General features: G+C 68.6%; 15 protein-coding genes and 1 pseudogene. 6 read left to right on the forward strand and 10 right to left on the reverse strand.

Annotation, left to right across the window (positions count from 1 at the left end; genetic code table 11):
* Window positions 1-23 precede the first annotated feature (23 nt).
* Both OG787_RS50260 and OG787_RS50265 read left to right on the forward strand, forming a co-directional pair.
* Window positions 24-1,253: an IS701 family transposase gene (locus OG787_RS50260; RefSeq protein WP_405540167.1), complete on the forward strand. Its 1,230-nt coding sequence runs from the start codon at window positions 24-26 to the stop codon at window positions 1,251-1,253.
* Between the two features lie 336 nt (window positions 1,254-1,589).
* Entirely contained in the window at window positions 1,590-2,057 is a 468-nt protein-coding gene (locus tag OG787_RS50265; protein ID WP_369029153.1) for a GNAT family N-acetyltransferase, read from the forward strand.
* Here the strand turns inward: OG787_RS50265 and OG787_RS50270 are convergent, their stop codons facing one another.
* From OG787_RS50270 to OG787_RS50285, 4 genes and pseudogenes are all read right to left on the reverse strand, one after another.
* Window positions 2,058-2,972: an IS630 family transposase gene (locus OG787_RS50270; protein ID WP_405540168.1), complete on the reverse strand. Its 915-nt coding sequence runs from the start codon at window positions 2,970-2,972 to the stop codon at window positions 2,058-2,060.
* A pseudogene (locus OG787_RS50275) lies at window positions 2,969-3,157 on the reverse strand (IS110 family transposase); the annotation flags it as partial. The pseudogene OG787_RS50275 and the gene OG787_RS50270, both read right to left, overlap by 4 nt.
* Window positions 3,158-3,225: 68 nt before the next feature.
* A complete protein-coding gene (locus OG787_RS50280) occupies window positions 3,226-3,510 on the reverse strand; it encodes a helix-turn-helix domain-containing protein (protein ID WP_405540169.1) in 285 nt (94 codons plus the stop codon).
* A 284-nt stretch (window positions 3,511-3,794) separates the two neighbouring features.
* Window positions 3,795-4,607: an acyl carrier protein gene (locus tag OG787_RS50285; protein WP_405540170.1), complete on the reverse strand. Its 813-nt coding sequence runs from the start codon at window positions 4,605-4,607 to the stop codon at window positions 3,795-3,797.
* Window positions 4,608-4,803: 196 nt separating this feature from the next.
* On the opposite strand from OG787_RS50285, the gene OG787_RS50290 reads away from it, so the two are divergent.
* Window positions 4,804-5,547, forward strand: a complete 744-nt coding sequence (locus tag OG787_RS50290; protein WP_405540171.1) for a VOC family protein — start codon at window positions 4,804-4,806, stop codon at window positions 5,545-5,547.
* A gap of 95 nt (window positions 5,548-5,642) precedes the next feature.
* Window positions 5,643-7,283 carry a phosphoglucomutase (alpha-D-glucose-1,6-bisphosphate-dependent) gene (gene pgm / locus OG787_RS50295; protein WP_369031532.1) on the forward strand — a complete coding sequence of 547 codons (1,641 nt, stop codon included), beginning with the start codon at window positions 5,643-5,645 and terminating at the stop codon, window positions 7,281-7,283.
* A 153-nt stretch (window positions 7,284-7,436) separates the two neighbouring features.
* On the opposite strand, the gene OG787_RS50300 is transcribed toward pgm, so the two are convergent.
* The 5 genes from OG787_RS50300 to OG787_RS50320 all read right to left on the reverse strand — a co-directional run bounded on the left by OG787_RS50300 (window position 7,437) and on the right by OG787_RS50320 (window position 11,221).
* Window positions 7,437-8,459, reverse strand: coding sequence for a DNA-directed RNA polymerase subunit alpha (locus OG787_RS50300; RefSeq protein WP_369031533.1), 1,023 nt, complete (start codon window positions 8,457-8,459; stop codon window positions 7,437-7,439).
* A gap of 134 nt (window positions 8,460-8,593) precedes the next feature.
* Window positions 8,594-9,601 carry a nuclear transport factor 2 family protein gene (locus tag OG787_RS50305; protein WP_405540173.1) on the reverse strand — a complete coding sequence of 336 codons (1,008 nt, stop codon included), beginning with the start codon at window positions 9,599-9,601 and terminating at the stop codon, window positions 8,594-8,596.
* A gap of 69 nt (window positions 9,602-9,670) precedes the next feature.
* Window positions 9,671-10,051: a nuclear transport factor 2 family protein gene (locus tag OG787_RS50310; protein ID WP_405540174.1), complete on the reverse strand. Its 381-nt coding sequence runs from the start codon at window positions 10,049-10,051 to the stop codon at window positions 9,671-9,673.
* Window positions 10,052-10,093: 42 nt separating this feature from the next.
* The gene (locus OG787_RS50315) at window positions 10,094-10,594 is read right to left on the reverse strand and encodes a VOC family protein (RefSeq protein WP_369031536.1); all 501 of its coding nucleotides are present in this window, start codon (window positions 10,592-10,594) and stop codon (window positions 10,094-10,096) included.
* Window positions 10,595-10,645: 51 nt separating this feature from the next.
* Window positions 10,646-11,221 (reverse strand): NADPH-dependent F420 reductase, encoded by a 576-nt coding sequence (locus OG787_RS50320; protein ID WP_369031538.1) that lies wholly within the window; start codon window positions 11,219-11,221, stop codon window positions 10,646-10,648.
* An 86-nt stretch (window positions 11,222-11,307) separates the two neighbouring features.
* Between OG787_RS50320 and OG787_RS50325 the strand changes: the two genes are divergently transcribed.
* Window positions 11,308-11,805, forward strand: a complete 498-nt coding sequence (locus OG787_RS50325; RefSeq protein WP_369031539.1) for a MarR family winged helix-turn-helix transcriptional regulator — start codon at window positions 11,308-11,310, stop codon at window positions 11,803-11,805.
* Window positions 11,806-11,868: 63 nt separating this feature from the next.
* Window positions 11,869-12,024, forward strand: a complete 156-nt coding sequence (locus OG787_RS50330; protein ID WP_405540175.1) for a hypothetical protein — start codon at window positions 11,869-11,871, stop codon at window positions 12,022-12,024.
* 210 nt (window positions 12,025-12,234) lie between these two features.
* Here OG787_RS50330 and OG787_RS50335 read toward each other — a convergent pair whose 3' ends face one another.
* Window positions 12,235-12,744 carry a MarR family winged helix-turn-helix transcriptional regulator gene (locus OG787_RS50335; protein ID WP_405540807.1) on the reverse strand — a complete coding sequence of 170 codons (510 nt, stop codon included), beginning with the start codon at window positions 12,742-12,744 and terminating at the stop codon, window positions 12,235-12,237.
* Between the last annotated feature and the right edge of the window lie 102 nt (window positions 12,745-12,846).

The following is a 12,846-nucleotide window of genomic DNA, read 5'->3' on the forward strand; positions in this document are numbered from 1 at the left end:
CTGATCAAGAGCATGTTGGTTAGGTGGACACGCATGAAGTGAACCGATTGCGGGCCTCGTTAGGGCTGTTCGTGGCCGATGTGTTCGCCTCGGTGCCGCGCAAGGATCAGCGGGCCAAGGGCGAGTGCTATCTGCGCGGGCTGATGCTGGATGGCCGGCGCAAGTCGATCCAGCCGATGGCCCAGCGGCTGCCGGACGGGAACATGCAGGCCTTGCAGCAGTTCGTCAGCCAGTCGCCGTGGCAGTGGACGCCGGTGCGGCGGCGGATCGCCGAGCGGCTGGTCCAGGTGGTCAGGCCCGAGGTGTGGGTCATCGACGATGTGTCGTTTCCCAAGTGCGGGCGGTCCTCGGTCGGGGTGGCCCGGCAGTACTGCGGGGCGTTGGGCAAGCGGGCCAACTGCCAGGTCGCCGTCAGTGTGCACGCGGCCACCGATCTTGCTTCCTGCCCACTGGAATGGGAGCTGTTCCTGCCCGAGGAATGGGCCCACGACAGCCGGCGCCGCACGGCTGCGGGCGTGCCCGAGGAGGTCGGGCATGTGACCAAGCCCCGTCTGGCTCTGGGGCTGCTGGAGAGGCTGGCGGGCTGGCTGGGGTCGGTGCCGGTGATCGTGGCCGACTGCGGCTATGGCCGCAGTGTCTCCTTCCGCCTGGCCCTGGAGGAACGTGGCTGGTCCTACGTCATGGCCGTCGAGCCCAAGGAGGTCGCCCGCCCGGCCGCTGCCGCGCCGCATCTGCCTCCCTACCAGGGCCTGGGCCCGCCCACGCTGCCCCGCTACCGCGAGCCCGCCCGCCCCCTGCATCAACTGATCGATGCGGGCACCTGCTTCGAAACCGTCACCTGGCGCCAGGGCAGCAAAGGACCGATGACCTCACGCTTTGCCGTGCTCGAGGTGCGGCCCTCGGGCAAGGAAGCCACCCGCACCGCGCAGGAACACGCCGGCGGACGCAGCCGGTGGAACGGCGAGCTGCCGCTGCGGACCCTGCTGGTCGAACAGCCCGATACGGCGCCAGAACCCACCGGCTACTGGATGACCAATCTGCCCGCCACCACACCGATCGTCGATCTCGTGCGCTTCGCCAAGATGCGCTGGCGCATCGAGCACGACTACCGCGAACTCAAACACGGTCTGGGACTGGACCACTTCGAGGGCCGCACCTGGCGCGGCTGGCACCACCACGTCACCCTCGTCACCGCCGCCCAGGCCTTCCTCACTCTGCGGCGCTACGACCCAAAAGCCCGCACGAAAGCCTGACCCTCTACCAAGTCCTCGACGCGTTACAGGACCTGCTGCGGTGCTGGAGCGGCACCTGCACCACCTGCGGCCGCCCCCTCACCACACGCCGACGCAGAACCAGAACCTAACGAAGCACTACTAGTGCTCTGACCGGGAAGGTTCACCGGGTCGCGGGTAGGACCGAGTGGATCGGTGCCTCAATCTGGTGGGGCATGTTTCTCGCGCCACGAAAACCGTTGGACACGTCTTGGACGCTCCACGACGATTCGCGCTGTGACAGACAAAGACGAGCGTCGGACCCCAGTCCCCCCTAGCCCGAAGTCCGTACGGTTTGTTGAGCTATCGAGCACGGCCATGACCGCCTTGCTGAACGACGATCTGGCTCAAGCCAGTGCCGAAGCAGGTGTCGCTCTCACCGAGTACTTCGTCACCGACACGGCAAAGTGGGTGTGGCAGTACCGGGTCAATCAGCTCACCTCGGACCCGGGTTGCGCGGGGTGGCTCACGCAGACTGTGGTAGCCGAGCCGGAAGGTGCCGTCGTGGGGTATGCCGGGTTCCACGGGCCGCCGGATGAGGCGGGCATGGTGGAGCTCGGTTATTCCGTGGCCCCCGTCTACCGTCGTCAGGGCTACGCCAGGGCGATGCTGACCGAGTTGGTACATCGGTCTGTTGCCGAAGCCGGAGTCAGGACCGTGCGGGTGACGATCAGTCCTGACAACGCCGCATCCCTGGCCACGATTTCCGGGTTCGGCTTCGTGGAGGTCGGAGAGCAATGGGACGAGGAAGACGGCCTCGAAACCATATTTGAAGTCCCTGTCTGATCAAGCAGCTGCCGGAAGCGGTCGGCCTCCCCAGCGGACGCCTTTCTCACTGCGGACGCGGGCACGTTCGCGGCGTTCGGCGGCCAGGACATCTCGGTCGCGGGCGTTGGCGTTGCGCCAGCGCAGGTAGGCGTGCAGGGCCCGGGTCTGCACGGGGTGGTTCGGATGGTGGGAGTTGGCGATGGTGAACTGCCGCAGCGGCCCGAAGTGCGCCTCGACGGGATTGGCCCAGGAGGCGTTGGTAGGGGTGAAGCACAGCTCCACTTTGTTCTTCCTCGCCCAGGCGCGGATCTTGGTGCCCTTGTGGGCGGAGAGGTTGTCCATGATCACGTAGATCGGGGCGCCGTCTGGGCGGGCGGCCCGGATCGACTTCAGCGCGGCCAGGGAGTTCACGGCGCCTTTGTGGCGGCGGTTGACGCCCCACAGGGTGTCGTCGCCGACCGAGTAGCAGCCGTGGAAGTAGGTCACCCCATGAGTGCGGTGGTAGGTCGCCGGGACGCGGTCGGGCCGGTTCTGCTTCGCCCAGCAGGACCCGGCGGTGGGGCGGATGCCCAGCGGGCCGAATTCGTCGAAAGCGAAAACGCGGTCGGGGAAGTTCTCCAGGACGTGCTCGATCCGGTCGAGCTTGGCGTCGCGCTCGGGGTCGGTGGACTCCTTCCCGGTCTTGGTCCGCTGGAAGGTCACGCCGCAACGGGTAAGCAGGCACCGCAGGGCCTCGCGGCCGATCCGGATCACCCGGCCGTGGACTTTGCGCAGGTAGGCGACGAGTTTGCGTAACGACCAGCGGGTGAAGGGCTGGCCGAGCCTGGCCGGGCGGGTGGTGGCCGTCGCCACGACGAAGTCCTCGTCGTCAGGGCTGAGCAGGCGGGGACGGCCTCCCGCCCACTGAGACATCTCACGATGCCAAGTCGTCAAGCTGCCGAGGCCAGTTGGGAGGGGAACGCGACGTGCTCGTCGAACAGTTGGCTGGTCTGGAGGCGGTGGTAGAGCTGGCCGATCATGCGGTTGAACAGATGCCGCTGGGCGGCGGCGTGCCAGTCTCCTTGTTCGCGCCGACGGCGGTAGTGGGCTTCGGCGCCGCCCGGCGCCCACACGGCTGCCACCACCCGAGTCATGGGACTGGCGCCCCTCTCAGTGGAGGCCTCGTCGGCCAGGGTCCAGGAAGGCGTCACAGTCCCGCGCTCGAACAGTCCGGCGGAGCTACCAGGAGCTCAGTCGGAGCTGTTACAGAGGAATTAGGGTCCAGGCAGGCCAGGCCCTTCTCATTGAACGCGTGGATCACATCCCGGACAGTGTCCTCGTCGGCCTGCACCAGCCGGGCGATCACCGGCACGCGGTTACCGCCGGCCGAGGCCAGCAGCATCATCGCCCGCCGGTAGCGAACGGAGCTGGTGCTGCCCCGGCGCACGATCTGCTGCAGACGCCGCCCCTCCTGGTCAGTCAGCCTGCGCACACGGACAGGCTCAGCCACCGCGCCTCCAGCGATCGGATCGGATGTCACCGCACATCCAACGGCCACGACCACCAACCCGGCGAACCTGTGCGGACACAGCACTAGGGGCTCCGCCGGATGTGCCGTGACGGGTTGTCTTTCGGCTGCGGCGCCGTCGTGGCTGGTCGCGCAGTTCCCAGCGACCCTTGGCGGCGTCGCCGAACCGCAGTCGACTCCACCGGGCCCGCTCGGTCCCGAGCCGGGGCTACGGCCCCCCAAGGCCGAAGCCCCGGCCGTCTGGAGGGTTACGTGCGGGGGAGCGAGGTGTTGGTGATCGGGAGCGTCACGTGCGTGCCCGCCACGTAGAGGTCCGTCGGGGCCGTGCGCAGCGCGAACGTGTCGTCGTAGCCCGAGACGCGCACGGACATCACGAAGAAGCCGTCCTCCTCGGCCCTCGTCTTCACGTCGTACTCGCTCTCCCAGTAGGTCTGGAGGAAGACCTCGGTGCCCGTCTCCTCGACGCCCTTGGGGAGGGTGACCTTGCCCTGGACGGTGAGGATGTCGCCCGCCTTCACCCTCTTCTTGTTGACCTTGTAGCTGATGGAACTGGACTTGGCCTTGGTGGCCACGGTCGTGTCCGTGAAGTAGCCGTCCTGCGGGGTGTTGAGGTCGCCGTCCACGTCGTAGGAGGCCGTGATCTGCACATCGCGCTGGACGTTGAGCAGGCTGTTGCCGCTCATGTGGTCGATGTTGACGTCGGGGATGCTGAACTTCCCGGTGGCGTCGGTGACCGGTGTGCCCAGGTCGCGCGGGTCGTAGTACGTGGGGTCGATCGGGTCGCCCCAGGGGTTCCAGGTGGTGAAGAGGACGACTTCCTGGACGGTGACGGGGATGTCGGCCGCCGGGGTTCCGTCGGCCTTGGTGACGGTGCCGGTGACGTCGACACGGCGGTTGTCGTAGTCGGTGCCGGTCGGGTTGGTGCTCACGGTCAGCACGTAGTCGCGGACGGGTTCGTCGTCCAAGGCCTTCGCCGATGCGGCGGGCACGGACAGGGCACCCGCGGCGAGCAGGAACGCGACGGTGGCGGCAAGCCGCGTCGGCAGGGACTTACAGGGCACGGTCAACTCCAAGTTTGGTCGGGACTGGAGGAGTTGCGCCGGACGGCACCGGTTCCGCCGCGGCACAGATGTGCGACACAGCAGGTTCGACCTGCGAGGTGGGGCGGGAGTTGTACCTGTGGGGTCTCTGTTACGCGGCTGTGGCAGAGGAGGTTCCGCAAGGAGCGCGGAGCGAGCGGCGCCTAGGATCGCCCGCATGGCGCTGCGACCTGTTCAGGTGAACATCAAGGCTCTTGACCACTCGGCGGTCGGCCGGTTCTGGGCGGAGGCGCTCGGCTGGAGCGACTACAGCCCCGGTGTGACCACCTATGTCGGCCCCGCGGGCGGCCCCGTCTGGCCGGACCCGGTCGTCGTCGGCATCGACGTCGTTCCCGTCCCGGGACCCAAGACGGCGACGAAGAACCGTCTGCACCTCGATCTCGCCACCAACTCCCCGGCCCATCAGGCGGAGTTGGTCGCACGCCTCCGGTCCCTCGGTGCGACGCCCGCCGATGTGGGCCAGGGCGACGACGTGCCGTGGACGGTCCTCGCCGACCCGGAGGGCAACGAGTTCTGTGTGCTGGAACCCCGGGAGGTCTACCGGGACACCGGGCCGATCGCGGCGGTGGTGGTCGACTGCGAGGATCCCCGGGCCATGGCCCGGTTCTGGGGCGAGGCGACGGACTGGACCGTGCGCGAGGTGACCGAGGATCAGGCGGTGCTGCGCTCCGCCAGGGGTGGCGGCCCGTATCTGGAGTTCCTCCGCACACCCGGTGGGAAGACCGTGCCGGACCGTGTCCATCTCGACCTGCTGCCGTACCCCGGTGACGACAAGGCAGCGGAGGTGGCCCGGCTGCGCGCCCTCGGCGCCACCGACCTCGACATCGGTCAGGGCGACGTCCCGTGGACGTGCCTGGCCGACCCTGAGGGCCACGAGTTCTGCGTCCTCGCCCTGCCCTGACGCGAGGCACAACATCGCCCGGTGTGCGTCCCGGTGGGCCGGGCAGGGAAGAATGGGGGCCGTACTCGACGGTCGACCTTGCGGAGGAGCCGGAAATGCAGGACGCGCGAGCAGGGCAGGTCGCCGGGCCCGAGGACCTCATCGATGTGGCCCGCCTGGTCACGGCGTACTACGCGTTGCACCCCGACCCGGCCGAACCGGGGCAGCGGGTGGCGTTCGGCACCTCGGGGCACCGCGGCTCGTCCCTGGCGACGGCGTTCAACGAGGACCACATCGCGGCCACCAGCCAGGCCATCTGCGAGTACCGCGCCGCCCAGGGCACCGACGGCCCCCTCTTCCTCGGCGCCGACACCCACGCCCTGTCGGAGCCCGCGAGGATCACGGCCCTGGAGGTGTTCGCCGCCAACGACGTGACCGTCCTCATCGACGAGACCGACGGCTACACGCCCACTCCGGCGGTCTCGCACGCCATCCTCGCCCACAACCGGAACCGTACGTCCGGCCTCGCAGACGGTGTGGTGGTCACCCCCTCGCACAACCCGCCCGCCGACGGCGGCTTCAAGTACAACCCGCCGAACGGCGGCCCCGCCGGTTCCGAGGCGACCTCCTGGATCCAGGACCGCGCCAACGAGATCATCACCGGCGGCCTGAAGGACGTACGGCGCATCCCGTACACCCGCGCCCTCGCCGCACCCGGCACCGGCCGCCACGACTTCCTCGGCGCCTATGTGGCCGACCTGCCGAACGTGCTGGACCTGGACGCGATCCGGTCCGCCGGTGTGCGCATCGGCGCCGATCCGCTGGGCGGCGCCTCGGTCGCGTACTGGGGGCGGATCGCCGAACAGCACCGTCTCGACCTCACGGTGGTCAACCCGCTCACCGATCCCACCTGGCGTTTCATGACGCTGGACTGGGACGGCAAGATCCGCATGGACTGCTCCTCGCCGTACGCCATGGCCTCGCTCATCGCGCAGCGCGACCGGTTCGACATCGCCACCGGCAACGACGCCGACGCCGACCGGCACGGCATCGTCACGCCGGACGGGGGCCTGATGAACCCCAACCACTATCTGGCGGTGGCGATCTCGTACCTGTTCTCGCACCGGGAGCAGTGGCCCGCGGGCGCCGGGATCGGCAAGACGCTGGTGTCGTCCAGCATGATCGACCGGGTCGCGGCGGACGTCGGCCGGCCGCTCGTCGAGGTTCCCGTCGGCTTCAAGTGGTTCGTGGACGGTCTGTCCGACGGCACCCTCGGCTTCGGCGGCGAGGAGTCGGCGGGGGCGTCCTTCCTGCGGCGCGACGGCTCGGTGTGGACCACCGACAAGGACGGCATCACCCTGGCGCTGCTCGCCTCCGAGATCACGGCCGTCACCGGAAAGACCCCGTCGCAGCACTACGCCCAGCTCACCGACCGCTTCGGCGCCCCCGCATACGCGCGCGTCGACGCCCCGGCCTCCCGCGAGGAGAAGGCCCTGCTCGCCAAGCTGTCCCCGCGCCAGGTCACCGCCGCCACCCTCGCGGGCGAGCCGGTCACCACGGTCCTCACCGAGGCCCCCGGCAACGGCGCCGCCCTCGGCGGCATCAAGGTCGCCACCGCCAACGCCTGGTTCGCGGCCCGCCCCTCGGGCACCGAGGACGTCTACAAGATCTACGGGGAGTCGTTCCTCGGCCCGGACCATCTGAGCCAGGTCCAGGACGAGGCGAGGTCCGTCGTACTCGCGGCGCTGAGCGCCTGACGCCCGCCGGCCGAGCGGGCCGGCGGGTCGTACGTCAGGCACCGGAGCGCCGCTCTGTCGCCGGCCGGGGCGCCGAGGGGGCAGGGAACCGTGTCGAGGTTCTCCTGCCCCGTACGCGAAGTGTCACCGCACCCCGGCCGGTCGGAGCAGCGGTCAGTACTGCTCGGTCTCCACGAAGCTCCCGTCCGCGTCGTTGTCCGCGCCGAAGGTGTCCGCGGCGGCGGTCGGGTTGAATCCGGGCGGGCTGTCCTTCAGGGCCAGGCCCATGTCGGCCAGCTTCGCCTTGACCTCGTCGATCGACTTCGCGCCGAAGTTGCGGATGTCGAGCAGGTCGGCCTCGGAGCGGGCGACGAGTTCGCCCACGGAGTGGACGCCCTCACGCTTGAGGCAGTTGTACGACCGGACGGTGAGGTCGAGATCCTCGATCGGCAGCACCAGGTCGGCGGCGAGGGCGGCGTCCGTCGGGGACGGGCCCATGTCGATGCCCTCGGCGTCGATGTTCAGCTCGCGGGCGAGCCCGAACAGCTCGACGAGCGTCTTACCGGCCGACGCCATGGCGTCACGCGGACGCATGGCCTGCTTGGTCTCGATGTCGACGATCAGCTTGTCGAAGTCGGTGCGCTGCTCGACACGCGTCGCCTCGACCTTGTACGTGACCTTGAGAACCGGCGAGTAGATGGAGTCGACCGGGATACGGCCGATCTCCTGCCCCACCTGCTTGTTCTGCACGGCGGAGACATAGCCGCGACCGCGCTCGACGGTCAGCTCCATCTCCAGCTTGCCCTTGCCGTTGAGCGTGGCGAGGAGCAGGTCGGGGTTGTGCACCTCGACACCGGCCGGGGGCGCGATGTCGGCGGCGGTGACGAGACCCGGCCCCTGCTTGCGCAGGTACATCACGACGGGCTCGTCCTGCTCGCTGCTGACGACGAGCTGCTTGATGTTGAGGATGAGGTCGGTGACGTCCTCCTTGACACCCGGCACGGTGGTGAACTCGTGCAGGACACCGTCGACGCGGATGGACGTGACCGCCGCACCCGGGATCGAGGAGAGGAGCGTACGACGCAGAGAGTTGCCGAGGGTGTAGCCGAAGCCCGGCTCCAGCGGCTCGATGACGAACCGGGAGCGGAACTCGTCGACAACTTCTTCGGTAAGGGACGGACGCTGAGCAATCAGCACGGGGTGTTGCCTCCAGTGGTTTGGCGCCCTCTATCTGACGCCGTAGACACCACGAAGGGTACGGGCGATACGGGCGGTGCGTTCTCCGCAGGGGACGAATCGCCGGTCTTCCCACTCCGGAGCGGTGGCTTTTTCTACCTTTCGATCGCCGTGCGGCCCAGTGAGACCAAGGTGGTGTCGTCCATGAGTGAGCCGTCCCACAGTGCGGTGAAGCGGGTGATCCTGCCCCAGCGGTCCACCTCGAGGCCGACGATGCCACGGGTGACCGCACTGTCGGACGCCGTCCACTCATAGCCCCCGCCCACCGCGTTGCCGACGATGTGGCGAACCGCCGTACCGCCACCGGCGTAGGGCAGCAGGGAGACGGCGTCGGTCAGATAGGTGCCGATGCTTCGGGGGCCGACGATGTGCAGGTGGGCCGTCATGTCCTCGAAGACGGCGGCGGGTGCGAAGAGTTCAGCGGCGGCGGCGCCGTCGCCATGACGCAGGGCCTGTGCGAGCTTGCTCACGACGTGCTTCATGGCGGGCGCGGCGGTTTCTCCGACGGTGGATTCGCCGTAGTCCGGCAGGGACCCGGACCCGTATGCCGCGAGGGCCGCCGTGTTGGCCATGCCGAAATGCCGACCGTCCCAGTAGTCGATCTGCCGGGTGATTTTGTGGCGGCGGAAGTTGACGACGCCGGCCGCGCGGATCTCGGAAGGCCCGAACAGACCGGCGGTGTCGGTGAAGAACACGAGGGCGCTGGTCGCGTCGCCCAGAATGCGCGTGGGGTACGACTTTCCGTCGCTGGGCCAGGTGGGAACGAATTGGGCCAGCCCGTCGCGCAGGGCGTCCCAGGTGAAGTAGCCCGCGCTCACGACCGCATCGATGTAGGTGATCGGATCGCGCGAGAAGAAAGACATCCACCCGTCGAGGTCGTGCGCGCTCTTGCGGGCGAAATACTGCCGGAGCAGCACGGCCGCCTCTCTGGTGGCGTGCGAGGTGTCGATGACGACATCGACTCCGGGGAACACGAGCCCGTCGCCGGAGTCGGTGGCCGCCGCACTTCCGGGGGAAAGCAGGGAGGCCGCGGCGATGCCGGTCCCGCCGAGCACGGCACCACGCAGCAGCGTTCGTCGTGACTTCTGGTTCGGCGTCTGCACGTTGTGTTCCATCACATACCTTTCGACATTGCGGATCGTTCGGTCAGATGAGGAGGTCAAGGGGGGAGGTCAGAGGAGGAGGGTGGACTGCCAGCTGACGACCTTCCAGGCGTCGCCGTCCGGCGCCCACACGACCGTGTAGCGGCTCCGGGTTTCGAGGATGTGCCCGCCGATATCGGCCTTGACGGCCGTGATTCCGCCGAGGAAGGCGAGGCCGCCGTGGAGGCGGACGGTCTCGTCGGCGCAGTCGATGGCGAGGTACTTGGTCCGTCCCGAGCCGATGCTGCCCAACAGGCCCTGCTTGGTGTCCACTGCGCCGTTGCCGTGGATCCACACCATGTCGTCGGCGAACATGCCGGTGAGGGTGGGGACATCGGCGCGGATCATGGCTTCGCGACGGGCCCGGTCGAGTCCGGGGACGGTGACGGGGTCAAGGCCGTGGTCGGTCATGGTGTCGCTCCTGGCTGCTTGCCGGTGATGGCCGTTCGGGGTTCAGCGGATCTCGCCGGCGGTGCGTACACCGCTCCAGCGGCTGACCTCTTCTGCCAGGTCCAGGCGTTCGATGGACGCGGTGGTCGCGTACGCGCTCCACTGGTCGCGAGGGAGCATCCACATGACCTCGAACTCGTTGCCGTCGGGGTCGGAGCCGTAGACGCTCTTGGTCGTGCCGCCGTGGCTGGACTCCCCGGTGTACGCGCCGGCCTCCGCCAACACCTTGCGGACCTGGGGGAGTTCGTCGACGGTGTCGACCTGCCAGGCCAGGTGATAGAGCCCGATCCCGCCGTGGCGCCTGGGCGGTGCGGAGCGGCCGACGCCCATGAGGCCGAGATCGTGATCGTGGACGGAACGCGGCAAGCGCAGGAACACCGCGTTGGCCCGGGGTTCGCGCAGGACGACGTCCATGCTGAAGACCTCGGTGTAGAACCGCTCGGATCGTGCCAGATCGGCGACGAACAGGACGGCGTGGTTGAGCCGCATCGGACCGATTCCCATCGGGGTTCCCCTTTTGGTTCTGTTGGTTCTGTTGGTTCGGAAACCGTGGTGTCAGTCGGCGAGGGCGAATCCGCCGGTCCAGGAGGTCTTCTCGCCGACGGCGAGGGTGAGCTGCAGGAAACCGACCGCCTCCAGCTCCCGGGCCCGGCGGAGGCCGCCCGCGTCCACGGCGCGCAGCCCGGCGGCGCTGATCACGAGGGCGAGCGCCGTCTTGGCGTCCGCGTCGTCACCGGCGAGCAGCACGGTGGCCGGCCGCCCGTTCACCGTGCCGGTGGCCAGCGTGGCGGCGAAGTTGGTGTTGAACGCCTTGATGACACGCGACTGGGGCAGTGCGGCGGCGATCTCGGCGGTGGCGGAGCCGTCGGCCGGGACGACCAGCGAGTCGAAGGTCTGGAAGTCCAGCGGGTTCGTGATGTCGACGACGACCTTGGCGGCCAACTGCGCACCCCGCTGGGCGATGACCTGCCCGACGGCCGGATACGGCACGGCAAGCACCACGATGTCGCCCGTGATCTCCCGCTCCGCGTCGGAGCTGCCGAGGACTTCCACGGTGTCGCCGCTCTTGCCGACGAGTCCGGCGATGGCCTGCCCCATGTTCCCGCTGCCGATGATGCTGATGTGCGCCATGACGACCTCCATTGGTTGTAGCTACAACCATGGCATGCCGGTCTGGGTTGTAGCAACAACTATTTCGTTGCTGACATAATGCGGACGTGGAAACGCGATGGCTCACCCGGGAGCAACTGTCGGCGTGGCTGCGAATGGCCGCCGTACTGGAACTGCTGCCGACGGCCCTGGACAGTCAGCTGCGACGCGACGCCCAGCTGACCCACTTCGACTACCAGGTGCTCGCCATGCTCTCCGAGGCGCCCGACCGCACCATGCGGATGGCGAAGCTCGCCGAGGGCACCATCGCCACCCTCGCCCGGCTCTCCCACGTGGTGCAGCGCCTGGAAGCCCGCGGCCTGCTGGAACGCGTCCCCTGCCCGACGGACCGCCGCGCCACCAACGCCCGTCTCACGGATGCCGGTTGGCAAAAGGTGCGCGAGGCCGCTCCGGGCCATGTGTCCTTCGTCCGGGACACCGTCATCGACGCACTCACGCCCGAGCAGATCACCCAGCTCACCGACATCAGCCAGGCCGTCCTGGACAGGCTCGATCCCGACGCCGGCCGGGCCGGAATGTATCGGTGGTACGACCCGGTCGACTAGTGCTCCGGCGGCGGTTCGCCATCCGGCTTGGTCGGCCGTTGCGATAGAGGGGCGTCAGCTGTCATGCCGATGCGGCGGCCGCTGGAGATCACGGTGAGCTGGTTGGATCCGGGGGTCGCTCCGCTCCCGCTGGACGGCATCGTCCTGGTCTGCGTGCGGCGGCCCGCCGACGCGGGCCCTGTGTCTCCGCCCGGTTCGGGGCTTGAGGAGATCCGGTGACGATCTGGCTGACCCGGCGTCAGTTCCGGATCCCCGCAGCCTTGATCGGAGCTTTCGTGACTGTGCTTGTCGCGCTCGTCGTCCCGGCCGCCGTCGGGCGTGTTCTGGGGCGCACCGGTGATCGAGGCCGGGCTGACGAGTCTCGCGGTGACCTGGTGGAGCGGTCCGATCGACCGCGCCCTCGATGGCGGTGGGGCGGATGCTGGAAGGTCAGGTCTCCGTTGCCGGAGGTGTGGCGCGGTTCCGTGGCCGTGTCCTGGCCAGGCCGGTCTCCACGGCGCTGAGCAGGGCGAGGGTGGCGTCGAGGTGTTCGGTGTCGTGGCCCGCGGCTTCGGAGACGGTCGTGGCCCATTCCTGGCGGACGAGGACGGTGTTGCTGCGTCCGCGCTCGGTGGAGTGGACCGTCACCCCGCGACCGTCGTCCGAGTGGGCGTGCCGCTCGATGAAGCCCTTCTCTTCCAGTCCGCGCAGGACGGTGGAGAGGTTGGTGCGCTGGAGCCCGGTCGCGGTGGCGATGCGGCTGGGTGTGGCGGCGGGGTCGCTCTTCAGGTAGCGCATCACCATGCCCTCGGACTGTGACAGGTGGACAGCCCGCTCGTCCGTGTAGCGGCGGAACTGGATCTCCCGGCTGATGATCAGTACTAGGTCGGCCAGCTCGGCCCACCGCTGCTCGTGGTCCGGCCCTGCTGTCGGGCCCGTCTGTTGCGCTTGGTCCTCCATCACGGCTCCAGGGTACGGGGTTGCCGCCATGTAGTTATGGGGGCATACTCGTTATGTGCTCATAGTTATGAGCACATAACTTTCCTGTGCGACTTCCTTTCC

The organism is Streptomyces sp. NBC_00075 (genome assembly GCF_045041225.1).
In the GTDB taxonomy this organism is placed as follows: Bacteria; Actinomycetota; Actinomycetes; order Streptomycetales; family Streptomycetaceae; genus Streptomyces; species Streptomyces adonidis.